We start from the raw sequence: 22,458 nt of genomic DNA, 5'->3' as shown, positions 1-22,458 counted from the left end.
CACGCATCGTCTGAAGATCACGGACCCCTTCATGCAACGCATCGCATGCTCCGAGCGCGACGATTGGCAGGCAACCGCCGAAAGCGCCGGCTTCACCTTCCACACCATCGACGGCGAACGCTATTGGGACGAGCGCGCCTATTACGCCTTCACGCTCGACGAGATCGAGCGAGATATCGAGACGCCGACCGGCGAGATCGACGCGATGTGCCTCGAGCTCGCCGGACGCGCGGTCAAGGATGAACAATATCTGCGCCGGCTGAAGATACCGGAAGCGTTCTGGGACCTGATCGCGGCGAGCTGGCGCCGCAAGGACCCGAGCCTCTACGGCCGGCTCGACCTCAAATTCAGCGGCAGCGGCCCAGCCAAGCTGCTCGAGTACAACGCCGACACGCCGACCTCGATCTTCGAGGCCGCGGTGTTTCAATGGACCTGGCTCGAACAGGCGATCGAACGCAACATCATCCCGAAGCGCGCCGACCAGTTCAACTCGATCCACGAGGCGCTGATCGAGGCCTGGAAGACGATCGGCGCGACCCACCCGCTGCATCTCACCGGACTGACCGGCAATGCCGAGGATGCCGGCACGCTCGCCTATCTGGAGGACACCGCGGCGCAGGCCGGGCTGAAGACCACGCTGCTCGACATCGAACAGGTCGGGCTGCGCGGCGACGGCCAATTCGTCGACCTCGACGAACGCCCGATCGCGCTCGCGTTCAAGCTCTATCCGTGGGAGTGGATGTTCCACGACGCGTTCGGCAAGAACCTTTCGACCGCGCCGACGCAATGGATCGAGCCGCCATGGAAGGCGATCCTCTCCAACAAGGGCATCCTGCCGCTGTTGTGGGAGATGTTTCCAAAGCACCCCAATCTCTTGCCGGCCTATTTCGAGGAAGACCCGCAGGCCGCGCAGCTCGGCAGTTCCTTCGTGCGCAAGCCGATCTATTCGCGCGAGGGCGCCAACGTCGAACTGGTCAGCGCCGGCATCACGCTGGTCGCGGAGCAAGGCCCCTACGGCGCCGAGGGTTTTATCCGCCAGGCCCTCGCACCGCTGCCGAATTTTTCCGGGCAGTACCCGGTGATCGGCAGCTGGCTGGTGAATGGCACGCCGTGCGGGCTGTCGATCCGCGAGGACGAGAATCCGATCACCGGCAACACCTCGCGCTTCCTGCCGCACGCGATTTTGTAGAGGACGTTGAGAACCTTTGTCCCGTCATCCTGAGGAGCCGCGCAGCGGCGTCTCGAAGGATCGACGGCCCGGCTGGTGGCCGTTCATCCTTCGAGACGCGCTACGCGCTCCTCAGGATGACGGAATAGACAGCAGCGGGGCTCAATTTCGGAAAGGTCTCACTCACCGCGCCGCGGACGCGACCGCCTTCAGCACATGCACGGCGCCGGCACGCGCGACCGGGGCGGTGCTCGGCTGATAGAGCCCGCGACGCTCGGGATAGGGCCTGAACAGATTGGTGATGCCCACCACGGATTCCGCCGCGCCAAGCGCCAGCACACCATCGGGCTCGAGCATCCGGGAGATCTTGCCGAAGATCGAAGCCTTGGTCTGCTGGTCGAAATAGATCAGCACGTTGCGGCAGAAGATCACGTCGAAGGTGCCGAGATGCGAGATGTCCTGCAGCAGGTTGAGCTGGCGGTGCTGCACCATGCCGCGGATATCGGCGTTGAGCTGCCAGAGCTCGCCCTTCTGCACGAAGTGCTTGAGCAGCAGCTGGATCGGCAGGCCGCGCTGCACCTCGAACTGGCTGAACAGGCCGGCCTTGGACTTCTCCAGCACCGCCTGCGACAGGTCGGTGGCGATGATCTCGATGCGCCAGCCGCTGAACAGCGCGGTCATTTCCTTCAGCAGCATCGCGATCGAATAGGGCTCCTGGCCGGTCGACGAGGCCGCGCACCAGACGCGCAAGCTGCGCCGCGCGGCGCGCGCCTGCGCCAGTGCCGGCAGCACCGCGTCCTTCAGATGGTCGAACGGGATCTTGTCGCGAAAGAAGAAGGTCTCGTTGGTGGTCATCGCCTCGACCACCTCCGACGTCAGCATCTCGGCGCCGCCCTTCATCTTCTGGACGAGCTCGGGAATGCCGGCGAGGTTCGACCGGCGTGCCAGCGGCAACAGGCGGCTCTCGACCAGATACTGCTTGTCGGCCGACAGATCGAGGCCGGAACGTTCCTTCAGCAGCTTACGCAGATACTCGTAGTCCAGCGGCGTCACGAACGGTCTCCCGCAAACACGCGAACAAGCTTCGATGCGATCTGATTGAGCGGCAACACCGCCGCGCAGATGCCGGCATTGACCGCAGCACCGGGCATGCCCCACACGACGCTGGTCGCCTCGTCCTGGGCGATCACGCTGCCGCCGGCGGCGACGATGTCCTTGCCGCCGCGCATGCCATCGGAGCCCATGCCGGTCAGGATCACCGACATGATGCTGCCCTGCCAGACATCGATCGCGGAGCTGAACATCGGATCCACCGCGGGCTTGCAGAAATTGACCGGCGGCCCGTCGTCGAGCACGATCGTGGCATCGATGCCGTGGCGGACGATGCGCATGTGGCGTCCGCCCGGCGCCAGATAGATCTGACCCGGCTTGATGACCTCGCCGTCGATCCCCTCATGCGCCGGCCGCTTGCTGGTGCGCGCCAGATGCTCGGCGAGAATGGTGGTGAAGGTCGGCGGCATGTGCTGGGTGATCAGCACCGGGACGCGATCGATCACAGGGCCGATCTCTGCGACCAGCGACATAAGTGCCTGCGGGCCGCCGGTGGAGGAGCCGATCAGCAGCACCTTCGGCTGCAGCAGGCCGAACGAACGGCGCGCGATCGGCGCCGGCGGCGTTGCGGCAGGAGCCAGCCCCGTGCGCGGCTTGTCGTGCCCCGGCGCGAGCGGCGGGCTCGCCGTGGTGTGCACGGTGCTGCGCCGCGCCTTGGCGCCGAGATGACGGATCTTCTGGATCAGGTCGTGGCGGAAGGTTTCCGCCGCGGTGGCTTCGCGCGTGCTCTCCGGCTTCGGAATGTAATCGGACGCGCCGAGCGAGAGCGCCTTCAGGCTGATCTCCGCGTTGCGGCGAGTCAGCGTGGAGGCCATGATGATGACGAGGTCGCGCTTCTTCGCCAGCAGCTGCGGCAGCGCCGAGATGCCGTCGAGGTCGGGCATCTCGATATCGAGTACCGCGACATCGGGGTTGATACGCTCGAGCTGGTTGACGGCGTCGAGGCCGGTACGCAGCGAGGCCACGACCTCCATGTCGGGCTCGGCGCCGATCCAGCGCGAGATCATCCCCCGGATGACCACGGAATCGTCGACGACCATCACCCGCACCTTGTCGGAACGGGTCGATGTCGGGACCGCAGTACTTGTCAACGCAACACTCATGACTTCACCAGCGACGCAACACGACGCACAACAACCGTTGAGCCGAAGGCTTCTGCCACCGGATCGAACGTAGAAACTTAAGTCAGCATGATCTCCGCGCAAACGCTTCGCGTTTGTCGCAGGGAAAACCGGTTCCCACTTTGCGCTAACGCGGCCGTTCCGGTCCGGATCATGCTCTAGATCAACCCGACTTCCTGGAACTTCGCGGTGACGATGTCCCGGTCGAACGGCTTCATGATGTATTCGTTGGCACCGGCATGCAGCGCGCGTGCGATATGCGCGACGTCATTCTCGGTGGTGCAGAACACGACCTTGGGCTGATCGCCGCCGGGCATGCGACGGAGATTGCCGAGAAACTCGTAGCCGTCCATGACAGGCATGTTCCAGTCGAGCAGCACGGCTTCCGGCATCGCGCGCTTGCAGGCTTCGAGCGCCTTGGCGCCGTCCTCGGCTTCGACGATCTGGAAATCGAGCCCTTCCAGGATACGGCGGGCGACCTTGCGAATGACGCTTGAGTCATCGACTACAAGACACGTTCTCATCTGCGACCTCTACTTCCTCATCCCCGGTGGGATGTTTCAGTTCTTCAATTCGAGCGGCCCGTCTCAAGCCGCCTTTGCATCAGGCACCAGTTCGAGCACGCGATCGACATCGAGGACGACCATGAGCTGGCCGTCGAGGCGGTGGACGCCGCCGGCGAGCTTGGCCATGCGGGGATCGAGGTTGACCGGATTGTCCTCGCGGCTGTCGTCGGGCAACCGCAGCACCTCGCCGATCTGGTCGATCAGCAGGCCATAGGATTCGCCGCGCTGGTCGACGCCGACCGCCATCGGCAGCTGGCCGTCGTCGGCCTTCGGCAGGCCGAGCCGGGCGCGCATGTCGACCACGGTGACGATGCGGCCGCGCAGGTTGAGCACGCCGGCGATCTCGCTGGAGGCCAGCGGCACCCGCGTCAGCCGCTCCGGCATGAACACGTCCTGCACCCGCGAGATCGGCAGCCCGAACAGCTGCCCGCCGATCACCGCGGTGACGTATTCGGCCATCGCGCCCTCACTGGTCTCGGTCTTGCTGGTCATCGATGTTGTTTCCCTCGGTCCCGTCAGGCCGCTTTCCGGATCTCGGCGGTCTGCTCTTTCAGCGCCGCGATCAGCCCGGGACGATCGAACTTGGCGACATAGTCGTGGAAGCCGGCCTGCCGGCCGCGCTCGATCGCCGCCGGCGACACCATCGCCGACAGCGCGATGATCGGCAGCTGGTTGAGATTGTGGTCACTTCGGATGTTCTCGGCGAACTCAAAGCCGTTCATCTCGGGCATCTCGATGTCGGTCAGCACGACGTCGAAGGCCTGCCCGGAGCGCAGCGCGGCGAGCCCTTCCTGGGCGCCTCCCGCGGTCCTGACCTTGTAGCCGGCGGCCTTGAGCACCGGCGCCAGCATGTTGCGGAAGAACGCGGAGTCGTCGACCAAGAGCACCGACTGCGCCGAGGCCGACGGCCGCATCTCCTTGCGCGAGAACCAGTCGGCGAACGCCATCGGGAGGAAGTGGCCGACGTCGATCACCTCGGTGGCCTGGCCCTTGATCACGGCCGAACCGAGGATGCCGTCCTGCGAGCCCGCCACCTCGATGTTGAGCCGCTCCTCGACGATGTCGATGATCTCGTCGACCACGAGCCCCATCGAGCGGCCGTCGTCGGCGAACACCAGGATCGGCTGCGATCCCTGGCTCTGCATCTCGACCCCTGCCATCTGCACCAGCGGCATCAGCTGCTCGCGGTACTGCACCATGTAGCGGCCGTTCGAGAGCTCGATCTTGTCGGTTGCGATCTCTTCCAGCCGGGTGACGAGGCCGAGCGGCACCGCCTTGGGCTGGCTCGAACCTGCGCGGAACACCAAGAGCGAGGTCAGCTGCTCGCCGCTATTGGCGTGGGCGCTCGCGCTGTCGTCGGCCATGTCATGGGCCGAGGAGCCGGACGCGCCCAAGGCTTTTGCAATGCCGTTGGGATCGATGATCATGATCACGGCGCCATCACCCAGAATGGTGTTGCCGGAGAACATGTCGATGTGCCGCAGTTTGGTGGACATCGGCTTGACCACGATCTCCTCGGTGTGGAACACGCCGTCGACCACGATGCCGAAGGTCTGGCTGCCGACTTGCGTGACCACGATGAAGCCGTTCTCGGCGTCTGACGTGGTGGCGCCGTCGTCGATCTTGAGCAGCTTCTTGAGATGGATCAGCGGCAAGAGCTTGTTGCGCAGCCGCAGCACTGCCGTGTCCTTGATCCGCTCGATGCGGTGCTCGGAGTTGGCGCGCGCCCGCACCAGCTCGACGACAGACAGTTGGGGAATCGCAAAACGGTCGCCGCCGGCCTCCACGATCAGGGCGGAGACGATGGCCAGGGTCAGCGGGATCTTGATGGTGACGGAGGCGCCCTCGCCGGCCACGCTCTTGATGTCGATGGTGCCGCCGATCTGGTCGATATTGGTGCGCACCACGTCCATGCCGACGCCGCGGCCGGACACCGAGGTCACTTGCGCGGCGGTCGAGAAGCCCGGCGCGAAGATGAACTTGTGGATCTGGGCCTCGGTCATCTTCTCCAGCTCAGCCTCGGTGACGAGGCCGTTCTGGAGCGCCTTGGCCTTGATCCGCTCGGTGTTGAGCCCGCGGCCGTTGTCGGCGATGCAGATGATGATGTGGCCACCTTCGTGATAGGCGGAGAGGCGAATGGTGCCCTGCTCCGGCTTGCCGGCGGCGACGCGCTCGGCGGTGGTCTCGAGGCCATGATCGGCGGAGTTGCGCACCATGTGCGTCAACGGGTCCTTGATCAGGTCGAGCACCTGGCGGTCGAGCTCGGTGTCGGCGCCGTGCATCTCCAGCTCGATCTGCTTGCCGAGTTCGCCACTGAGATCGCGGACGATGCGCGGCAGCTTCTGCCAGGCATTGCCGATCGGCTGCATGCGCGTCTTCATGACGCCTTCCTGCAGCTCGGCGGTGACGTTGGAGAGCCGCTGCAGCGGCACCTTGAACTCGGTGTCCTCGTTGCGCCGTGAGATCTCCAGGAGCTGGTTGCGGGTCAAGACCAGCTCGGAGACCATGGTCATGAGGTGTTCGAGGGTGTCGACGTTGACCCGGATCGACTGGTTGGCGATCTTGTCGCCTTCCTGGACGTCCTCGGCCGCGGCCTTGCGGGCCGGCTTCTTTGCAGCCTCAGTCGGCTCGGCGGCGGGCGCAGCGGCGGGCTTCGCAGCCGGCGCGGGCGCGGCGACTTCGGTCTCGGTCTCGCGGAAGGCGCGCTCGAGCTCGTCGAGCGAGACCTCGCCCGGACGCAGCGGACGCTCCAGCGTCTGCACCACCAGCGTGCCTTCTGTCATCGCCGCCTGCACGGACGGGGCTTCAACCACAGGCACATCGTCTTCGGCAGAAGCCGGCATCGACTGCGTCGAGCCTGACAATGCGGCCATGCCGTGCTCGACCATCGCTTCGAGCTGATCGATCAGGTCGCGGTCGTTGCCTTCGGGCTCGGCCTCGGTCGCCTCGAGCCCGCCCAGGATCTCCTTGATGCGGTCGATCGAGGACAGGATCAGCGTCACGGCTTCCGCCTTCACCGGCATGCCGTCGCGGAATTTGCCCATCAAGGTCTCGCCGGCATGCGCCAGCGCTTCCAGCCGCGGCAGCCCGAGGAAGCCGCAGGTCCCCTTGATCGTGTGCACAAGGCGGAAAATGTTGTCCAGGATCTTCGCGTTGTTCGGATCCTGCTCGAACTGCACCAGCTGGTTGTCGACCGTATCCAGGCTCTCGCTGCTCTCCGTCAGGAACTCGCGCAACAGATCGTCCATGAAACCAACCTTCGAAAAACGCCGAAAACGCTGCGGCGCGCGACATCGACGCGCCGGACGGAACTCAGGTCAGCTTCCCCGCAAAGCGTTTAAGTTTGGTTGAGTAATTGGAAAAGAACGGGATCAACAAAGAGATAAGGCCGCGCGATCGAATCGCGCGGCCGGTCGTAACCTTTGATTAATGATGTGGGGGCGGCCGCGTTCAGGACGCTGCGATAACGACCTTGTCGCCGTCGAGCGCGAGCGTCACCTTCAACCCGCAGGCTTCCGCCAACAGGCGCGTGTAATGCGGCTGCACCGCATGCGCGTCGACCGTGTTTGGTGAGCTTGCATTGAGCAGATCGACGATGTTCTGCGGCACCCGCGCATTGAGGCCCGCGGCCAGGATGCGGAAGCTCATCGTCTCACCCTCGCCGACCGGATCGATGGTGAGCGTGCCGCCGCGCGGAATGGTCTGCTGCGCAATCACCAGCATGTTCAGCAGCAGCTTGACCCGGTTCTTGGGCAGCAGCAGCCGCGGCAAATTCCAGGTCAGCGTCACCTTGCCGTCCTCGATATGCCCCTTCGCCATGTTCTGGGCATCGCCGAGGTCGATCTGCGCACCGGAGGAACCCGCGGCACCGAACGCCAGCCGGCAGAACTGCAGCCGCGCCGACGCGGTCTTGGCGCTCTTGCGGATCAGATCGAGCGCGAAGTCGCGGTCTTCAGGCTTGGGATTGTCGTCGAGGACCTCAAGCCCATTGACGATCGCGCCGACCGGACTGATGAGATCGTGACAGACCCGCGAGCACAAGAGCGCCGCGAGTTCGAGCGCATCGGGAGCGGGACCGGGAGACGAAGTGCCAGACATCAATTGTTTCCTGGAAAGCCGCACGCCGACCGAGGAGTGCGAATCACGCATGCCTGTCGGCTTGATACACCGCGCAGACGGATGCTGCCAGCTTGCGGCAGGACTGATAAGGGAACACAAACAGGATATGCGACCGCTGATATGAGACCCGCTCATGAATGAGGCAAAATCGCCCGCCCTTGGCTGCGAAGCCGCCGCGACGCTGCTCGAATCGCTGACCAGGCTGGTGATCGAGGCCGGCGAGGCGATCCTTGCGGTCAATCGTTCCACGATGAATGTTGCCGGCAAAAGCGACGGATCGCCGGTCACGGAGGCCGATCTCGCCGCCGACCACATTATCGTCGAAGGGCTGGCACGGCTTGCGCCGCGGATATCGCTGCTTTCGGAGGAGCGCGTCCATCTGGCGACGCCGCCCTACAAGGACAGCTTCTTCCTGATCGATCCGCTCGACGGCACCAAGGAGTTCGTCGCCGGCCGCAACGAATTCACCGTCAATGTGGCGCTGGTCACGCACGGCGTGCCGCTGCTCGGCATCGTCGGTGCGCCCGCGCTCGGGTTGATCTGGCGCGGCATCGTCGGCAAGGGCGCCGAGCGATTGACATTGCAGGGCGGCACGGTTTCGCAGGCGGTGCCGATCAAGAGCCGCCCCTGCCCGCCGCGCGGCGCGCCCTGGACCGTTGCGGTCAGCCGCTCACACGGCGATGCGCGGACCGAAGCCTTCATCGACGAGCGCGGCGGCGCGGTGCGTGCCGTGCTGGGCTCGGCCGTCAAGTTCGGTCGTGTCGCCGAGGGCGAGGTCGACATCTATCCGCGCCTCTCGCCGACGTCGGAATGGGATGTGGCGGCCGGTCACGCGGTGGTCGTCGCGGCCGGCGGCAAGGTGACCGATTCGAACGGCCGCCCATTGCATTTCGGGTTAGGCCGCGAAGACTTCCTGGTGCCCGAATTCATCGCGTGGGGCGACCCGTCCGCGACGGCGTGATTACTGTGCGAGATTTTCTTCCAGCTCCGGCCAGCGCGCCGCGGCTTCCTTCAGGAAGCGCGCGGGATCGGCGGCGAAGGCATCGCGGCTGTGTTCCCGGTTGAACAGATAAAGCCTGTTCCCGACGACGGCCCAGAAGCGCGGATTGCCCGCGCAGGTCACGCCGCGCACCAGGTCGGTCGGATCGTAACCGCCGAACTGCGGGCCATAGATTTCCGGATGCGCGACGAACGAGGCGCGGTTGCCTTCGTTGCGGAAGCGCCAGACCACGCCGCTGTCGGCGGCCTCGAATTCCGGCCGCCCCTGGGTCGCGGCGGCGTCGGTGAAATAGGCGACGGGATCGAATCCCTCGATCGCAAGGCCCGAGTAGCGGTTCGTCACCACGCGCTCGGTCGTCGTGGCCTGAACAGGCAAAGAGGGCCAGATAGCCGCCAAAATGCCCGCCAACAGGCCGAAAAACGCCATGCCCCGGCACGATCCATATCTTTCCTGCCGTTGTGCCGTCATAGTTGATACCGATAACATCCGAGTCGAGGGGACACCGGGCGCAACCTAGAGCCGTGCCTGTTGGCATCAGGTTAAAGGGCAACGCCCGGATTTCGATAGCAGGGGTTCTTAATGACTTTCGCATCACGCCTTGCCGCGGTCGCGTTTGCCGCGCTGATGTGCTGGAGCGCAGGGGCGTCCGCGCAGCAGCCCCCACCACCGCAATATCCGCCGCCGCAGCGTGAACCGACACCGTATACTTACGGGCCCGACGAACTGGTCGGCGCCGGACACAAGTTCTTCGGCAACGTCTCGCGCGGGCTCGCCTCGGTGATCGAGCGCGCCGTCAGCCAATGGGGCCTGCCCAACGGTTATGTGCTCGGCGAGGAAGGCTCCGGCGCGTTCGTGGCCGGGCTGCGCTACGGGGAAGGCACGCTCTACACCAAGAACGCCGGCGACCTCCGGGTCTATTGGCAGGGTCCCTCGGTCGGCTTCGACTGGGGCGGCGACGGCGCCCGGACCATGACGCTGGTCTACAACCTGCCCTCGACCCAGGCGATCTATCAGCGCTTCGTCGGCATCGACGGCTCGGCCTATATCGTCGGCGGTTTCGGCATGACGGCGCTGACCGCCAACAACATCGTGCTGGTCCCGATTCGCTCGGGCATCGGCCTGCGGCTCGGCGCCAGCGTCGGCTATCTCAAATTCACCCCGCGCGCGACCTGGAACCCGTTCTAGGTCGCCGCGCCAATCGGGCGATTGTGCCGGGCGCTCCGGGACGGTTAGCGATTCAGGTTAACGCGGCGAACGGGCTGGCCTTCGGCCGGCCCGCCGTGGCATTGTGATTAATGAATTCCTTCTTTCGTTTGGAGTGACCCTTCATGATCGAGCCGATCATGTACGCGGCGATCGGTTTCCTGATCTCGATGCTGTGCGGCCTGATGATCGTCCCGCTGGTGCATAACCGGGCGGTGCGGCTGACCACGCGCCGCATGGAGGCGGCGACCCCGCTGTCGATGGCCGAGATCCAGGCCGACAAGGACCAGCTCCGCGCCGAGTTCGCGATGTCGGCCCGCCGGCTCGAGATGAGCGTCGACCAGCTCAAGAGCAAGACCACGAGCCAGCTCGCCGAGCTCGGCAAGAAGACCGATGCGATCAACCGCATGAAGATCGAGCTCGGCGAGAAGAACGCCGCGATCTTCGCGCTGGAGGCGCGCGAGAAGGCGATGAAGGAGCAGCTGCGCGCTACCGAGGAAGAATTCGGTGCCAAGAGCGAGCTGCTGCGCAATGCCGAGCAGGCGCTGACCGACAAGCAGGGCGAGCTCGGCAAGATCAACGCCGAGCTCAGCGACCGCTCGATGACCGCCGACAGCCGCCAGGTCGAACTGGTCGCGGTGCGGACCCAGGTCGAGGAATTGAAGAACCGCGTCGGCGATGCCGCCAGGGAGTTCGCGGCGACCGAGGCCCGCCTCGCCCAGGAGCGCAGCCAGTCGGAAACCGTGACGCGCGATCTCACCGACGCGCGCGGCCGGGTCGAGAATCTGAGCCAGCGGGTCACCGATCTCGACCGCCAGCTGATCGTCCAGGTCAAGGAAGCCGAGATGCTCGGCAACCGGGTCACCGACCTCGAGGCCCGGCTTGCGACCCAGGGCAAGCTGCTTGCCGAGCGCGAATTCGAGAACGGCCAGCTCAAGCAGGCCAACGCCAACGCCGAGCGGACGGTGCAGGAATTGCGCGAGGAGATCGCAGCGGCGGGCGGCGGGAAATCGTCCGTGCTTGAGAAGCTGCGCCAGGAGAAGGCGGCCGTCGAGGAGCAACTGCGCGTCGCGCGCGACGACCGCGGCAAGCTGCAGCGCGACATCAATGCGATCCAGCAGCAGGCCGAGAGCTCGTGGGCGACCGAGCGGATGGAGAACGCGCTGCTGCGCGAGCGCATCAACGACATCGCCGCCGAGGTCGCCAAGCTCGCGATCCAGCTCGAGGGCCCCAATTCGGCGATCGAGGCCATGCTGGCGGCGGAGCCGACCGTGCCGGCCAAGGCGGCCGCCAAGCCCGCCAACGGTGCCGCAAATGGCGTCTCGCCGCCCAGCGGGATGCCCGAAGGCGGCGGTACGCTCGCCGAGCGCATCCGGGCGCTGCAGTCACACGCCTCCCGCGCCCGCCAGCAAGGGGCTTAATTCCCGCAGGGTTTGGCTTGACACCCCTACCCGGCACTTCGTAAATCGCACGCTCTGACGAAGCGCCACTTTTCGACCGGCCGCCAACCGGCGGCCGTTGATACGTCAGATCCCGGACGCATAGCTCAGCGGGAGAGCGTTCCCTTCACACGGGAGAGGTCCAAGGTTCGATCCCTTGTGCGTCCACCATTCCCCTTCCTGAACCGCCGGGTTGCGGACGATTGTCGACATTCCGGCGCCCTTCGGGACCGCCTCATCAAAAATGTCGAAAACAACCCCATGCAAAGTAGCCGGTACAAGTCGGATCAACCGGTCATTGGACCAGCGGCGCCGACCGGTCGGCGGGCTGCGACGGGATTCCGGCTTCAACGCCTCCGGCGCTGCGGGGCGGAGGACGGCCTGGCGTTGCGCCGGCTGAGTTCGCCGAGCAGGTCGCGAACGGCGCCGTCGATCTCGTCGGATGGCGGGGTGGCTTGATCGGCGCCCTGCGCGCCGGGCGGCCGATACCAGCCGCGGGCGGAGATGTCGTCATTCGCGGCGCGAACCTTCGGCGCATGAACGCGCCGGGGAGAGCGCCGCCTGCGGCGCGAGATCAGCTCGCGCACGCCGTACCCGGCTGCGAACCCGATCCCGGTGACCAGCACGACAATCAGAAATTCCAGCATTGTGTTGTCCCACCATCACCGTGCCGCAATGCAATAAGCGCGACAATGCGGCGGCGGCTTGACCGGGACGGTTCCTTTTCCCTGTGCCCAGCACAACGCTGACCCTCGGAGTCGTACGGGGTTTTGTTTGCAAGCCTCCTCGGCTACCTTCCCGGAACTCGCGGAGGCCGGGACGTCTCGATGCGCAAGGGCAACGACTACATTTTGAAGCTGCGGCCTTGGTCGTTGTCGACGTTCGTCGTCGCCCTGCTGGCGGTGGTGCTCGCGACCGCGACCCAGGAGATGTTCGCAAGCTTCGGCATGCAGTTCTATTTCGCGGCCTTCGTGCCGGCGATCCTGATCGCCGGCCTGATGGGCGGCGCACCGGCCGGCGCCTTTGCCACCATCATCACGCTACCGATCGTCTGGTGGGTGTTCATGCCCCCGTATTTCGAGTTCGCCTGGCCGACGGCCGACGACTATGACAGCATCGCGACATTCCTGTTGTCGAGCGCGCTCTTGCTCGGTTTCTCGCAGCTCTACCGGGAAGCGCTGGTCATCTTGCGGAAATAGCCGGCCGCCGCAGGCCGCGTCCGCCCCGCCGGCGATGGCGAGCCGGTTGCCTGCGCGGATCGTTCGCCCTCAGATCCCGAACATCCAGACCGCGACGATGGTGGCCAATGTCGCCAGCCCGCTGATGGTCCAGCCCACCGCGTAGAAGGTATCCTCGGGGGCGGTGTCGAGTACCGTATTGGTGGTTTCCGTCATTGACCGCCAGCGCATGGCGTCTCTCCTCGGAACTCCTGCCCAGCGACATAACGCGGCTCCCGGTTCCCGGTTCCGGCCGTGCCGCGGCAACTGCGCCGTTCACGCAGCGCTCACGGACTGCTGATCGACGCCGCGGAACCCTGCGACATTCTGTCCCGTTGAGGGTCGCCGGAAACCAACTTGGGAGAACCATCCGATGCGAACACTGATCCTCGCCGCCACGGCGCTTGCCTTCGTCTCGTCCACCGCGCTCGCGCAGGACAAGGCCGGCAGCAGCCCGGCCCCCGCCGCGCAAAGCGGCGACACGGCGACCAAGGGCGAGGCGACCAAGATGGCGCCGAAGAAGAAAGCCAAGAAGAGCGCAAAGAAATCCAGCGCCAAGGGAGCCAAGGCCGGCGCCGCCGCGACCGGCGACGATGCGGCCAAGCAATAAACAGAAACAATCGCGCTGGCCGGTCGCGAACCTGGCCATCACGGAAAAGGCCGCCCGCAGGCGGCCTTTTTTGTCTCGGGTGCGGATGTTGCCTCCGCCCGGCTCGTCGCAGATCAAATGCGCCGATCGCGTGCGACCGTGAGGCTTGTCGAAGTGAGCGCTGAACCGGCGAGAGCTGGACCAGCGAATTGAGGTGCGGGAGAGGGAGCGAAAGAGGCGCAGAGCCGATAATCCGCACCGCCATCGGATCGTTCTGAAAATTGACCACCAGCTCCAGGAATTGCTCCACCTCCCGCGCCTTCTGTTTTGCCGTACGTGCTGCGGCCACGCATGATCCAAACGGGCTATCACGGCAATGCGGAGCACGATTCATCGCGATAGACTTAATGCTGAACGCCATGGTCGGGCTTGCCCGCGAGTCCGCTCTCTTCCATGCGCTCCGCAAACCAGCGCGACGAGGCGCTGTCGATGGCGCCGCCGGCATAGATCTCGCAGAAGCTCACGCCACCCTGTCCGACGATCACCAACACGCCCATCGCATAGGCAAACCAGACATTCGGATCGGTCAGCGCCTGCAGCTTGCGCTGATCGTGTTCGAGCGGCTGGTGATTGCTGTCCTTGCGCAGCTCGATGGCCAGCAGATTGTTCGGGATGTCGCGCTGATGCACGACGATATCGGGATAGATCGACTTGCCGAGATGGTCATCGGTCGAGCTTCCCGAGCCGCGTGGCAGCCGCAGCGTGCGCTCGCCGAGCCGATCATAGTTGCAGTCGATCTGCCAGCCGGGAAACTGCCGCTCGACATAGACAGCCAGTCGGTGAGTAAGCGTTCGCTCGCCGAGATCGCGCTCCAGCAGGAACGTCTCCTGCGCGTAGAACTCCTGCACGGCGGCGATCACCTTGTTCAGCTCGGTCTGCATTGGCGCCTCCGACTGGACAAAGCGCGATGAGATCGGGTGGATCATCATCGCGCTTTAGCTTCCTGTTTGAGCATGATCTTTTCGGAAAACCGCTTCGCACTTTTCCGGATCATGCTTTGGACCGCCGCCGCGGCCTTTTGGGATTGCCCCGCTATATCTGCACTTCGATCAGCCGCGGTCCGGGTTCGGCGACGGCTTCCGCCAGCGCCTTGTTGAACTCGTCGGCTGTCGTCACCGCCCTGCCCGGCACGCCCATGCCCTTTGCGAGCGCGACGAAATCGAGCGTCGGCCGGTCGATCTTCAGCATGTCCTGCGCCCGCTTGCCCGGTTCGCCGGCGCCGACGCCATCGAACTCGCCGCGCAGGATCTGATACATGCGATTGGCGAACACGATGGTGACGATGTTGAGCCCTTCGCGCGCCTGCGTCCACAGCGACTGGATCGTGTACATCGCGCTGCCGTCGCCGACCATGCAGATCACCTTGCGGTCCGGACAGGCGATCGCGGCGCCGGTCGCGACCGGCGTCGAATAGCCGATCGAGCCGCCCAGATTCTGAATCCAGTCGTGCGGAGCAGCGCTCGCCGTCAGCGGGAAGAAACCGCGCCCGGTCGTGATGGATTCGTCGACCAGGATGGCATTGTCTGGAACCGCGGCCGCGATCGCCTGGGCGATCGACGCGTGGTTCAAGGCACCCGTCGGCTTCACCAGTTCGACGGTCGCCTGCGGCTTCACATCGGCCGGCTTGGCACCAACCGCCGAGGCCAGCGCCTGCAACGCCGCCACCGAATTCTCCCCGCTCGAGGTCATGCGATGCACCTCGCATCCCTCCGGCTTCAGCAGGCTCGGCTTGTTCGGATAGGCGAAGAACGCGACAGGTTCGTTGGCTTCGACGAGAACGACGTGTCGAAAGCCCTTCAGCGCCGCGAGTGCCAGTTCGATCACATAAGGCACCCGCTCGATCGAAAACCGCCCGCGTCCGCGCGCCATCCGCGGGCTCGCCAGCTGACCCATGACCTTGCAGCCAGTCTTGCCGGCGATCTGCGCCGCCAGCGCCAGCCCCGGCTCCGTCACCGCGCTGCCGGTCATCAGCAGCAATGTCGGTTCACCGCTGCGCAGCACCTTGGCGGCGCTCTCGACGGCCTGTGGCGAATAGTTCCGGCGCTGCGATTCCACAGGCACCTGCGCCACCCCGTCCGCCTCGTTCCACGCGGTGTCGGCAGGCAGGATCAAGGTCGCAACCTGCGGCGGCGCGCCGCTGGCGGCGGCGATTGCGGCTGCGCCATCACGGGCGACCGACTTGGCGTCCGGCGAGGTGCGCACCCAGGCCGACATCGGCCGTGCCAGGCCCTCGATGTCGGACGTCAGCGGCGCGTTGTATTCGATGTGGTAGGTGGCATGCTGGCCGACGATGTTGACGATGCCGGAATGCGCCTTCTTGGCGTTGTGCAGATTGGCAAGGCCGTTGGCGAGGCCGGGCCCGAGATGCAGCAGCGTCGAGGCCGGCGTTCCCTTCATGCGGAAATAGCCGTCGGCCGCACCGGTCACCACACCTTCGAACAGGCCGAGCACGCAGCGCATGCCCGGGACCTTGTCCAGCGCCGCGACGAAATGCATCTCCGAGGTGCCTGGGTTGGTGAAGCAGACATCCACGCCGCCCGCGACCAATGTCCGCACCAGACTTTCCGCACCGTTCATGCTCACGCTCCCGTTTCGAGATGTTCTTGAGGTCGCTCAGAGCACGATCCGATTGAATCGGATCATGCTCGTATCCTTTTGTTTGGTCGCGTTTTCTTCACGCGAACCGGTGGCCACTTCGCTTGAAAACGCTCCAGCTTTTGTTTGGCCGCGTTTTCTTGACGCGAACCGGTACCCACTTCGCTTGAAGACGCTCCAGATCAACCATTCTTCAGCCGCTTCGTCAAAGGTTTGGCCGGACAATGCAGCTATCGCTTCCGATCTGTTGCCTTTTTAAACCGTGTTGTCGGAAAATGGCTGGTGTCACGGCTTCGTCGCTTGCGAAACGCCGGCGATTGTGGCCTCTCTGAGCGCATATTTGATTGTTCGCGAGGACGACGACGATGCGCAAGATTGCCTTGATGTTTGCCGCGCTCACGATCCTGGCAGGTGCCGGCCAGGCCCAGGCCCAGTTCTTCGACTCCCGAGGCTACCAGTCCGAAGCCCCGAGCTTCTTCGGCGGCGGCGGGGTGAGCCCGATCCCGCGCACCACCGTCGAGTACCCGACCAACTACGCCCCCGGCACCATCATCGTGAACACCGCCGAGCGCCGGCTGTATCTGGTGATGGCGAACGGCCAGGCGCTGCGCTACGGCATCGGCGTCGGCCGCGACGGCTTCCGCTGGAGCGGCGTGCATCGCATCTCCGCGAAGAAGGAATGGCCGTCCTGGACGCCGCCCTCGGACATGCTGCGCCGCCGCCCCGATCTGCCGCGCCACATGGCCGGCGGCATCGAGAACCCGCTCGGCGCGCGCGCGATGTATCTCGGCTCGACGCTGTACCGCATTCACGGCTCGAACGAGCCGGAGACGATCGGCCAGGCGGTCTCGTCGGGCTGCTTCCGCATGACCAATGAGGACGTCAAGGACCTCTATGATCGCGTTTCGGTCGGCGCCACCGTGGTGGTGAAGAACTGATCGCGACGATTTCGACCGAACCAGTCACAGCCATCCGGTAAGATCGCCGATCCCACCTTGCGCTGCCGCAAACCTTGCGGCAGCGTCGTCATGATGTCCCAGCACCGTCCTTCGATCCTGCTCCTTCTCGCCGCAGCGCTCGCCGTTGGCCTCGCCGATAGCCTCGCGCCCGCCGCCGCCGAGATTCCGGCGATCGCCTCGCGCCAGCGCAACGAGAAGAAGGTCTTCACCGACGCCGAGATCGTCGAGGGTTTCCTGAAGACCGCGTTCGGCGCCGAGTATCATCTCGCCGGCCGGGTCGACCGCATCCGCAAATACGACAGGCCGGTGCGCGTGTTCGCCGACGGCAACCGCGCCGACCGCAAGGCCCAGCTCGCCAAGGTCGTCGCCGACATCCGCAGCAAGGTGCAGCATCTCGACATCGCGATGGCCGATGACAGCGAGGCGGCCAATGTCGTGGTCAAGCTGGTGCGCGACCGCGAGCTCTACCGCACCATCGCGACCTTCTACGGCCAGGAGCGCGCCAAGGAGATCCGCACCTCGCTCGATCCGCAATGCCTGTCGGGCTTCCGCAAGAACGAGAACTACGAGATCGAGCATTCCGACGTCATCCTCACCGTCGACAACGGCGATTTCGTCTTCCTCGACTGCGCCTATGAGGAGCTGCTGCAGTCGCTCGGCCCGATCAACGACACCGCGACGGTGCCGTGGACCATGTTCAACGACAGCGTCTCGATGGGCTTCTTCGACGTCTACGACCAATACCTGCTCAATTTGCTCTACGACCCCCGCATCAAGCCCGGCATGAACGTGCAGGAGGTCAAGGCCGTGCTCCCCGCCGTGCTCACCGACGTCCGCGCCTGGGTGGCGAAGGTGAATCATCTGGAGTGAGGGTGGGCTTTGCCGCAATGGGCACGGACGCTCGCGTCAAACACCGCTGTCGTCCCTGCGAAAGCAGGGACCCTTACTCCGCGGCCGGAGTTATTGAAGGGACTCGACATACCAACATCGCTCACCAACAACCATTCGTGGTTATGGGTCCCTGCTTTCGCAGGGACGACATCGAGAACGTTGCACCGCTTGTGAATCAAGCGGAACGCGCACGTGAGGTGAGCACCGGCAGCAGGGCTCCCTCCCCCCTTGCGGGGGAGGGTTGGGGGAGAGGGGTGCCACACGACGTGCGCTCTCCGCAGTCGTCATGACAAGCGAACAAGTTGCAAGAGCGACACGCTCATCGATCGATCTCGCCCGGGGCCACCCCTCTCCCCAGCCCTCCCCCACAAGGGGGGAGGGAGCCTGACCGGCGTGCTCACCTCACACTGCTCAATTCGCAACGTGGGAATCACCACCCTCCCGCTTGACCTTGCCCCTGCGGCCGCCTCCATAGAGGTGCGGTCAGACAACGCGAGGTGATTCGATGAATGCTCCTGCTGCCCGTTTCCTCAGTCCGTCCGAAGCTGCAAGGCAGCTCGGAATCTCGGCCAAGGCGCTGCGGCTCTACGAGGAGCGCGGCCTGATCGCGCCCGGCCGGACGCCGGCGGGATGGCGCGCCTATGGTGCGGCCGAGATGGCGCGCGGCGCCGAGATCGTCGCGCTGCGCGCGCTCGGCCTCGGCATCAATGAAGTGGCGCGGATCCTGAACGGCGACGCCGTCATCCTCGACCGCGTGCTGGCCGCGCACGAGGCCTCGCTCGAAGCGCGGATGCGCCAGTCCGGCGACAGCATCGCCAGGGTGCGCCTGCTGCGCACCGACCTCGCCCGCGGCAAGATGCCCGCGCCGCGCGACCTCGTCGGTGCGGTCGGCGCGCGGCCCGCGATCGGCGTCGCATTCGATCTGCCGTGGCCGTGGGGCGGCGAGCGCTTCGAATTGCGCGACGTCAAGCGGCTGAACTACATCGTCGGCCCGCTCGGCAGCGGCAAGACCCGCCTCGCGCAACGGCTCGCCGAAGTACTGCCCGGCGCCAGCTTCGTGGGGCTGGACCGCTCCGCCGACGGCGGTGCTGCGGTTCGCGCGCGGCTCGACGCCGACCCGGCGCACAAAACGAGGGTCGAGGCGCGCCTTGCAGTCCTCGTCGCCGACGGCGCGGTGGAGACGCCCGCATTGACCACCCTGCTCGCCGCGCTCGAAGCCGGCGGCGACGCGATCCTGGTGATCGACATGCTCGAGCAAGGGCTCGATGCGACCAGCCAGGAGGCCGTGATCGCGCATCTGCGCCGCCGCGGACCTGAGGCGCCGCCGCTGTTCTTCCTGACGCGCTCCAACGCGATCCTCGACCTCGACGCGGTCGGCGACGATGAAGCGATCATCCTGTGCCCCGCCAATCACAGCGTGCCGATCTCGGTCACGCCGGTGCCGGGTGCGGCAGGCTATGAAGCGGTCGCGACCTGCCTCGCCTCGCCCGAGGTGCGCGCGCGCACCGAAGGCATGGTTGCGTGGCAGCCAACCTGACTTCTCGCATTGGTTGTATTATAATCACATAACAATGCATGACGCAGGTCGGATGCACGGCAAAAAAGTGTGCTATAAGCTCACACAATGAGCGAGCTTCCCCGTACCCAGGCCTTGCGTTGCTTCATCACGGTTGCCCGTGAGGGCACCGTATCGCGCGCCGCAGCGATGCTGAAACTGACCCAGCCGGCGGTCAGCCTGCAACTCAAGGCGCTGGAGGAAAGCACCGGATTGCAGCTGTTCAACCGCACGCCCAGCGGCTTCACGCTGACCGAGGCCGGCGCCGCACTGCTGCCGCTGGCGCACCGGGCGGTGGCGGCGGCATCCGACTTCAAGGCGATGGCGGACTCGCTGAACGAGGCGCAGCGCGGCACGCTGCGCGTCGGCACCATCCTCGACCCCGAATTCACCCGGCTCGGCCCGTTCGTGCGCAGCCTTGCGATGTCCTCGCAACGCACCGAAGTGTTCTTGCGCCATGGCGTCAGCGACGACGTGCTGGCGCAGGTCGGCCGGGGCGAGCTCGACGTCGGCTATTATGTCGACGCTACGCCCCAGGAGCAGCTGGTCCATCACAGTTTCGGCGAGCGGACCATCGCCGACGGGCGCTACCAGCTCGCGCCGCTGCTCAGCTACGACTACCGCGTCATCGCGCCGATCGGCTGGCGGGACCGGGTGATCGGCAAGGGCTGGGCCGAGCTCGCCGAGCTGCCGTGGCTCGCGACACCGCCGCATTCCGGCCACCGCCGGCTGCTCGACGACATCTTCCGCCCGCTCGGCGCCTTGCCGAAGCGCGTCGGCTACACCGATCAGGAAGAGGCGATGATCGACTTCGTCGAATCCGGCCTCTGCCTCGCCCTCGCGCGCGACAGCGTGCTGGCGCCGCGGATGGCGCGGCCGCACCAATTCGTGGTCGCCGACAAGGTGAAGCTGACCTGCGATCTCTCGTTCGCCTGCCTTGCCGCCCGCCGCCAGGAGCCGGTGATCGCCCACGCCTTCGCGGCCGTGCGCGCGGTGTGGAATATCAAGCCGGCGATCGCCGGCGCCGGCCCGACGCGGACGCGCAAGGTCGCGAAGAACGTCTGACGCACGCGGACGCGCGCCACGGAACGCGCCGCCTTGATCCTGCTCCGACCTTGGGCGATCGAAAGAGCAGGCCCACTCAGGACCCATTGCGGACATTGGCGAGGCTGCTAATGATGACCGCCGTCCGAGAGTTCGACGCGGCAACTGTGGGTGTGGCAACGAGTGGGATTTCGAGACCGCAAATATCAGGTTTATGCCGTTCTTGGAAATCCGACGACTGCTCCGCCGTGGGTTGAACGAACTTGGACTCAAATATTCAGCGCACTGAACTCGCTAATCCACGCAGAGCGCCATCGCGTAGCGGTGCGATCAACTCAGTTGGACGCGCTGGGGAGCGGCTCACCCAATCAAAAGAAAATTTCGTTTGGACGCATTGGTTGGAATGAGCCGGGATGCCAAAAGTGGACGCACGCTGAAAATGGAGTGCTTCGCTCAGGCCGTCAGGCGGTGTTTCTGACCTGCGAAGTGTGGGCTCCCTCTTGGTCCGTTTGCGAACGCGAAGGGGTGGCGCCCGACGTCTTCCTTGCCATGAAAAGCGAATATACCCTTCCATCAAAGTCTCATGATGAGTCCAAGTTCAGCTCGGCTTGCATCCTGGCCGCCGCCTCCGACTTAGGTCAACCTGATAAGCCCAGGCAAGCTGCAAACTCCATCGCATCTGCGGTCGAGGCAGTGCTTCGGGCACACTGCGTTCGACAGTGGGGTGGCCACGTCCAAGACGACGCGGTTCGTCTGAACGCGATCAATGATCTTTTGGTCGCAGGGTTGTTCAAGCCCGGCCCGCGACATCAGGCGCCACCATCATTGACGATTCTGAACGGAACCTGGGCGCCCTTCTAGGAGGCCTTGGTGCGATACCGGGGTTGCTGCTTCATGGCGTGGACGGCGGCGGAGCGAGAGACGGTTTCGTGAGAAGATATCGAAGCTCGCGCATCATCGCGCTCTGCGTCGCACTCGCGATGCTGGCGCTGGATCAGCTGACAAAGCATTGGGCCCTTCAATCGCTGGATACCAGCGCCACCGTGAAGCTGCCGGGCCCCATCGACCTCACGCTCGTGTTCAATCGCAGCAACGCTTTCGGCCTCATTCCCGACTACGGTGCGTTGTCGCGCTGGGCGCTCGCTTGCGTCGGCCTTGCCGCAGCGGCGGCCCTGCTCGGGTCCGTCCTGCGGCGATCGACATCGACCATCAACGCGTTCGGATTCGCCTTGATCGGCGCCGGAGCGGCCGGAAATGCGATCGACCGTCTTCGATTGGGTGCCGTCGTCGACCTGTTCGACGCCTCGAAACTTCGATTTGTCTGGATCTTCAACGTCGCCGACGTTTCAATCGATCTGGGGGTCGCGCTCGTCCTGCTTGCCGCGCTCCTGCCATCCTTGGAGGTGACCAAGGCAGGCCTCGGCGACAGCTAGGCTGAGATGCTAGGCGGCGATGACCAACGGCCGCGTCATCTCCGCCATGGTCGGCACCAGCGACGGCGCCTCGCAATCCTGCAGCGCGAGCTCGTTCACGAGTTCGCGCAGCCTCGGCGGCAAATCGGCGTAATCGTCGCGCAGCGCATAGCGCAGCCGCTCGCCGATCTCTTCGCAAATGGCGCGCGCGTGCTCGGGCGCGATCGGGTGATGCTCAATCATGGACGCCGACCGCTTGCGACGATGGCGCGCCGTCCAACTGCACGCCCGCAACCACGGATCCCGCATACGCAGATGCGATCAAGACGAGGATCCGAACAATGCTGAACATGGTTCGTACTCCCTTTTCTGATCCTTCAAATAGCAGGGAGACATTGCCGCCCGATTAG

At 65.2% G+C, this 22,458-nt stretch carries 24 protein-coding genes and 1 tRNA gene; 12 read left to right on the top strand and 13 right to left on the bottom strand.

Annotated elements, in window-relative coordinates; genetic code table 11:
• The first annotated feature begins 31 nt into the window (after positions 1-31).
• Positions 32-1,189 (top strand): glutathionylspermidine synthase family protein, encoded by a 1,158-nt coding sequence (locus XH92_RS11635; RefSeq protein ID WP_194459331.1) that lies wholly within the window; start codon positions 32-34, stop codon positions 1,187-1,189.
• Between the two features lie 162 nt (positions 1,190-1,351).
• On the opposite strand, the gene XH92_RS11630 is transcribed toward XH92_RS11635, so the two are convergent.
• The 6 genes from XH92_RS11630 to chpT form a co-directional block, all read right to left on the bottom strand.
• Positions 1,352-2,221, bottom strand: coding sequence for a protein-glutamate O-methyltransferase CheR (locus tag XH92_RS11630; protein WP_194459330.1), 870 nt, complete (start codon positions 2,219-2,221; stop codon positions 1,352-1,354).
• A complete protein-coding gene (locus XH92_RS11625; RefSeq protein ID WP_194459329.1) occupies positions 2,218-3,381 on the bottom strand; it encodes a chemotaxis response regulator protein-glutamate methylesterase in 1,164 nt (387 codons plus the stop codon). The genes XH92_RS11630 and XH92_RS11625 overlap by 4 nt, the downstream gene beginning before the upstream one ends.
• A 176-nt stretch (positions 3,382-3,557) precedes the next feature.
• Entirely contained in the window at positions 3,558-3,923 is a 366-nt protein-coding gene (locus tag XH92_RS11620; RefSeq protein WP_018273268.1) for a PleD family two-component system response regulator, read from the bottom strand.
• 63 nt (positions 3,924-3,986) lie between these two features.
• Complete coding sequence (locus XH92_RS11615) at positions 3,987-4,457, bottom strand: chemotaxis protein CheW (protein WP_038378930.1); 471 nt, start codon at positions 4,455-4,457, stop codon at positions 3,987-3,989.
• 23 nt (positions 4,458-4,480) lie between these two features.
• Positions 4,481-7,213, bottom strand: a complete 2,733-nt coding sequence (locus tag XH92_RS11610) for a hybrid sensor histidine kinase/response regulator (protein ID WP_194459328.1) — start codon at positions 7,211-7,213, stop codon at positions 4,481-4,483.
• A gap of 202 nt (positions 7,214-7,415) precedes the next feature.
• Positions 7,416-8,063 carry a histidine phosphotransferase ChpT gene (gene chpT, locus XH92_RS11605; protein WP_194459327.1) on the bottom strand — a complete coding sequence of 216 codons (648 nt, stop codon included), beginning with the start codon at positions 8,061-8,063 and terminating at the stop codon, positions 7,416-7,418.
• A 154-nt stretch (positions 8,064-8,217) separates the two neighbouring features.
• Between chpT and cysQ the strand changes: the two genes are divergently transcribed.
• Positions 8,218-9,045, top strand: a complete 828-nt coding sequence (cysQ, locus tag XH92_RS11600; RefSeq protein WP_194459326.1) for a 3'(2'),5'-bisphosphate nucleotidase CysQ — start codon at positions 8,218-8,220, stop codon at positions 9,043-9,045.
• Here cysQ and XH92_RS11595 read toward each other — a convergent pair whose 3' ends face one another.
• Positions 9,046-9,510, bottom strand: coding sequence for a YHS domain-containing (seleno)protein (locus XH92_RS11595; protein ID WP_194459325.1), 465 nt, complete (start codon positions 9,508-9,510; stop codon positions 9,046-9,048). It lies immediately after the preceding gene.
• Positions 9,511-9,663: 153 nt separating this feature from the next.
• On the opposite strand from XH92_RS11595, the gene XH92_RS11590 reads away from it, so the two are divergent.
• From XH92_RS11590 to XH92_RS11580, 3 genes are all read left to right on the top strand, one after another.
• Complete coding sequence (locus XH92_RS11590; RefSeq protein WP_097677239.1) at positions 9,664-10,269, top strand: DUF1134 domain-containing protein; 606 nt, start codon at positions 9,664-9,666, stop codon at positions 10,267-10,269.
• 143 nt (positions 10,270-10,412) lie between these two features.
• On the top strand, positions 10,413-11,708 hold the full coding sequence (locus XH92_RS11585; RefSeq protein ID WP_194459324.1) for a hypothetical protein: 1,296 nt from the start codon (positions 10,413-10,415) through the stop codon (positions 11,706-11,708).
• Between the two features lie 114 nt (positions 11,709-11,822).
• A tRNA-Val gene (locus XH92_RS11580) sits at positions 11,823-11,897 on the top strand.
• A gap of 176 nt (positions 11,898-12,073) precedes the next feature.
• Here the strand turns inward: XH92_RS11580 and XH92_RS11575 are convergent.
• Positions 12,074-12,373, bottom strand: a complete 300-nt coding sequence (locus XH92_RS11575; protein WP_194459323.1) for a hypothetical protein — start codon at positions 12,371-12,373, stop codon at positions 12,074-12,076.
• 180 nt (positions 12,374-12,553) lie between these two features.
• On the opposite strand from XH92_RS11575, the gene XH92_RS11570 reads away from it, so the two are divergent.
• On the top strand, positions 12,554-12,925 hold the full coding sequence (locus tag XH92_RS11570; protein WP_194459322.1) for a DUF4118 domain-containing protein: 372 nt from the start codon (positions 12,554-12,556) through the stop codon (positions 12,923-12,925).
• A 69-nt stretch (positions 12,926-12,994) separates the two neighbouring features.
• On the opposite strand, the gene XH92_RS11565 is transcribed toward XH92_RS11570, so the two are convergent.
• Positions 12,995-13,135 carry a hypothetical protein gene (locus tag XH92_RS11565; RefSeq protein WP_194459321.1) on the bottom strand — a complete coding sequence of 47 codons (141 nt, stop codon included), beginning with the start codon at positions 13,133-13,135 and terminating at the stop codon, positions 12,995-12,997.
• 181 nt (positions 13,136-13,316) lie between these two features.
• On the opposite strand from XH92_RS11565, the gene XH92_RS11560 reads away from it, so the two are divergent.
• Entirely contained in the window at positions 13,317-13,553 is a 237-nt protein-coding gene (locus XH92_RS11560) for a hypothetical protein (protein ID WP_194459320.1), read from the top strand.
• A 383-nt stretch (positions 13,554-13,936) separates the two neighbouring features.
• Here the strand turns inward: XH92_RS11560 and XH92_RS11555 are convergent, their stop codons facing one another.
• The 3 genes from XH92_RS11555 to XH92_RS11545 all read right to left on the bottom strand — a co-directional run bounded on the left by XH92_RS11555 (position 13,937) and on the right by XH92_RS11545 (position 16,412).
• The gene (locus XH92_RS11555) at positions 13,937-14,473 is read right to left on the bottom strand and encodes a hypothetical protein (protein WP_194459319.1); all 537 of its coding nucleotides are present in this window, start codon (positions 14,471-14,473) and stop codon (positions 13,937-13,939) included.
• Between the two features lie 151 nt (positions 14,474-14,624).
• A complete protein-coding gene (locus XH92_RS11550; protein ID WP_194459318.1) occupies positions 14,625-16,169 on the bottom strand; it encodes an acetolactate synthase large subunit in 1,545 nt (514 codons plus the stop codon).
• A gap of 36 nt (positions 16,170-16,205) precedes the next feature.
• Entirely contained in the window at positions 16,206-16,412 is a 207-nt protein-coding gene (locus XH92_RS11545; protein ID WP_194459317.1) for a hypothetical protein, read from the bottom strand.
• Positions 16,413-16,552: 140 nt separating this feature from the next.
• On the opposite strand from XH92_RS11545, the gene XH92_RS11540 reads away from it, so the two are divergent.
• From XH92_RS11540 to lspA, 5 genes are all read left to right on the top strand, one after another.
• Positions 16,553-17,125 (top strand): L,D-transpeptidase, encoded by a 573-nt coding sequence (locus XH92_RS11540; protein WP_194459316.1) that lies wholly within the window; start codon positions 16,553-16,555, stop codon positions 17,123-17,125.
• A gap of 93 nt (positions 17,126-17,218) precedes the next feature.
• On the top strand, positions 17,219-18,016 hold the full coding sequence (locus XH92_RS11535) for a DUF2927 domain-containing protein (protein ID WP_194461219.1): 798 nt from the start codon (positions 17,219-17,221) through the stop codon (positions 18,014-18,016).
• Positions 18,017-18,542: 526 nt separating this feature from the next.
• A complete protein-coding gene (locus XH92_RS11530; RefSeq protein WP_194459315.1) occupies positions 18,543-19,574 on the top strand; it encodes a MerR family transcriptional regulator in 1,032 nt (343 codons plus the stop codon).
• A gap of 87 nt (positions 19,575-19,661) precedes the next feature.
• Positions 19,662-20,657 (top strand): LysR family transcriptional regulator, encoded by a 996-nt coding sequence (locus XH92_RS11525; RefSeq protein ID WP_194459314.1) that lies wholly within the window; start codon positions 19,662-19,664, stop codon positions 20,655-20,657.
• 908 nt (positions 20,658-21,565) lie between these two features.
• Positions 21,566-22,069 carry a signal peptidase II gene (lspA, locus tag XH92_RS11520; protein ID WP_210345548.1) on the top strand — a complete coding sequence of 168 codons (504 nt, stop codon included), beginning with the start codon at positions 21,566-21,568 and terminating at the stop codon, positions 22,067-22,069.
• A gap of 9 nt (positions 22,070-22,078) precedes the next feature.
• On the opposite strand, the gene XH92_RS11515 is transcribed toward lspA, so the two are convergent.
• Positions 22,079-22,291 (bottom strand): hypothetical protein, encoded by a 213-nt coding sequence (locus tag XH92_RS11515; RefSeq protein WP_194459312.1) that lies wholly within the window; start codon positions 22,289-22,291, stop codon positions 22,079-22,081.
• Between the last annotated feature and the right edge of the window lie 167 nt (positions 22,292-22,458).

The sequence above is a fragment of the Bradyrhizobium sp. CCBAU 53421 genome (genome assembly GCF_015291625.1).
Lineage (GTDB): Bacteria > Pseudomonadota > Alphaproteobacteria > Rhizobiales > Xanthobacteraceae > Bradyrhizobium.
Note: the sequence above shows the minus strand (reverse complement) of the source record. Positions and strands in the feature narration are given on the sequence as shown.

Excerpts from the sequence above, each read along its gene's own strand:
- XH92_RS11635 (WP_194459331.1), top strand. The coding sequence starts at position 32 with ATGCAACGCATCGCATGCTCCGAGCGCGACGATTGGCAGGCAACCGCC.
- XH92_RS11625 (WP_194459329.1), bottom strand. The coding sequence starts at position 3,381 with ATGAGTGTTGCGTTGACAAGTACTGCGGTCCCGACATCGACCCGTTCC.
- XH92_RS11620 (WP_018273268.1), bottom strand. The coding sequence starts at position 3,923 with ATGAGAACGTGTCTTGTAGTCGATGACTCAAGCGTCATTCGCAAGGTC.
- XH92_RS11615 (WP_038378930.1), bottom strand. The coding sequence starts at position 4,457 with ATGACCAGCAAGACCGAGACCAGTGAGGGCGCGATGGCCGAATACGTC.
- XH92_RS11610 (WP_194459328.1), bottom strand. The coding sequence starts at position 7,213 with ATGGACGATCTGTTGCGCGAGTTCCTGACGGAGAGCAGCGAGAGCCTG.
- chpT (WP_194459327.1), bottom strand. The coding sequence starts at position 8,063 with ATGTCTGGCACTTCGTCTCCCGGTCCCGCTCCCGATGCGCTCGAACTC.
- cysQ (WP_194459326.1), top strand. The coding sequence starts at position 8,218 with ATGAATGAGGCAAAATCGCCCGCCCTTGGCTGCGAAGCCGCCGCGACG.
- XH92_RS11595 (WP_194459325.1), bottom strand. The coding sequence starts at position 9,510 with ATGGCGTTTTTCGGCCTGTTGGCGGGCATTTTGGCGGCTATCTGGCCC.
- XH92_RS11590 (WP_097677239.1), top strand. The coding sequence starts at position 9,664 with ATGACTTTCGCATCACGCCTTGCCGCGGTCGCGTTTGCCGCGCTGATG.
- XH92_RS11585 (WP_194459324.1), top strand. The coding sequence starts at position 10,413 with ATGATCGAGCCGATCATGTACGCGGCGATCGGTTTCCTGATCTCGATG.
- XH92_RS11575 (WP_194459323.1), bottom strand. The coding sequence starts at position 12,373 with ATGCTGGAATTTCTGATTGTCGTGCTGGTCACCGGGATCGGGTTCGCA.
- XH92_RS11570 (WP_194459322.1), top strand. The coding sequence starts at position 12,554 with ATGCGCAAGGGCAACGACTACATTTTGAAGCTGCGGCCTTGGTCGTTG.
- XH92_RS11565 (WP_194459321.1), bottom strand. The coding sequence starts at position 13,135 with ATGCGCTGGCGGTCAATGACGGAAACCACCAATACGGTACTCGACACC.
- XH92_RS11560 (WP_194459320.1), top strand. The coding sequence starts at position 13,317 with ATGCGAACACTGATCCTCGCCGCCACGGCGCTTGCCTTCGTCTCGTCC.
- XH92_RS11555 (WP_194459319.1), bottom strand. The coding sequence starts at position 14,473 with ATGCAGACCGAGCTGAACAAGGTGATCGCCGCCGTGCAGGAGTTCTAC.
- XH92_RS11550 (WP_194459318.1), bottom strand. The coding sequence starts at position 16,169 with ATGAACGGTGCGGAAAGTCTGGTGCGGACATTGGTCGCGGGCGGCGTG.
- XH92_RS11540 (WP_194459316.1), top strand. The coding sequence starts at position 16,553 with ATGCGCAAGATTGCCTTGATGTTTGCCGCGCTCACGATCCTGGCAGGT.
- XH92_RS11535 (WP_194461219.1), top strand. The coding sequence starts at position 17,219 with ATGTCCCAGCACCGTCCTTCGATCCTGCTCCTTCTCGCCGCAGCGCTC.
- XH92_RS11530 (WP_194459315.1), top strand. The coding sequence starts at position 18,543 with ATGAATGCTCCTGCTGCCCGTTTCCTCAGTCCGTCCGAAGCTGCAAGG.
- XH92_RS11525 (WP_194459314.1), top strand. The coding sequence starts at position 19,662 with ATGAGCGAGCTTCCCCGTACCCAGGCCTTGCGTTGCTTCATCACGGTT.
- XH92_RS11515 (WP_194459312.1), bottom strand. The coding sequence starts at position 22,291 with ATGATTGAGCATCACCCGATCGCGCCCGAGCACGCGCGCGCCATTTGC.